Annotated in this window: 1 protein-coding gene; it reads left to right on the forward strand. The window is 43.7% G+C overall.

Annotated features, from left to right (window positions below; translation table 11 throughout):
• Positions 1-63: 63 nt before the first annotated feature.
• A protein-coding gene (locus ACOSVP_RS18555) for an IS3 family transposase (protein WP_487348973.1) occupies positions 64-1199 on the forward strand; the annotation gives its coding sequence in 2 pieces (ribosomal slippage) (positions 64-298 and positions 298-1199; 1137 coding nt in all).
• Positions 1200-1229: the final 30 nt, after the last annotated feature.

Below are 1229 nucleotides of genomic sequence, written 5' to 3' on the forward strand. Positions count from 1 at the left end.
TGAATCGACCAGACTTCTCTAGACACTTTATTGATATACAATTAAGTGTTCTTAGGAGGAGCAATGAATCAACGATTTACTGAAGAATTTAAGATCCAAGCTGTAAAGCAAGTGACTGAACAGGGTTACTCTGTTGCAAGTGTGTCGGATCGTTTAGGTATGTCCACTCATAGCCTATACGCTTGGATTAAAAAGTATGGCCCTCAAGCAAGTCACCACCAAGATGTCTCTGATCAAGAAGCTCGTATTCGTCAGCTTGAGAAAGAGCTAAAGCGGGTCACTCAAGAAAGGGATATCCTAAAGGAAGCCACCGTATTTTTCGCGGAAGAGTCAAAGAAAAATACGCGTTCATAAAATCCCGGCTCGATCGTTTTCCTGCCCGACTTATGTGCCAAACGTTAAAGATTCAGCGCAGTGGGTTTTATGCGTGGCTTAAGCAACCTAAATCAGCAAGGGCTGTTGAAGATGACAGGCTTATTGGGCTGATTAAGCATTCTTGGCTTGAAAGTGGTTGTGTATACGGCTATCGAAAAATTCACTGTGACCTCAAAGATCTGGGTGAGATTTGTAGCAGACACCGTGTAGCAAAATTAATGAAGCGTGAGGGGCTTAAAGCTCAAGTTGGCTATGGAAAACGCCCTGGAAGGTACGGTGGAAAACCCGCACATGTTGCGCAAAACATTTTAGATCGCTCTTTCTCACCGGAAGCTCCAAATCAATCGTGGGTCACTGACATTACGTATATTAAGACGCATGAAGGTTGGCTGTATCTTGCCGTTGTTTTGGATCTTTACTCACGAGCAGTGGTCGGTTGGTCAATGAGTTCTAGAATGGAAAGTGAGCTCGTTACTCAAGCGCTGCTCTCAGCTGTCTGGCGGCGTAAGCTTAAAAGCACTGTACTGATTCACTCAGATCAGGGTAGCCAGTTCACGGGATACGAATGGCAAAGTTTTTTAGAAAAACACAACTTGCTGCCCAGTATGAGTCGTCGAGGAAACTGTCATGACAATGCTGTTGCAGAAAGCTTTTTCCAGCTGCTTAAACGCGAAAGGGTAAAACGAAAAATCTACGTATCACGAGAGGAAGCAAGAGCTGACATATTCGATTACATAGAGATGTTTTATAACGCTACACGTAAGCATAGCCATGCTGATAACATGCCACCTCTGGTTTACGAAAAGCTAGGGAATTATAAGTAAGAGATGGTCTAGTAAAGTCTGGTCGATTCA

Source organism: Marinomonas sp. HM11-D, assembly GCF_057626615.1.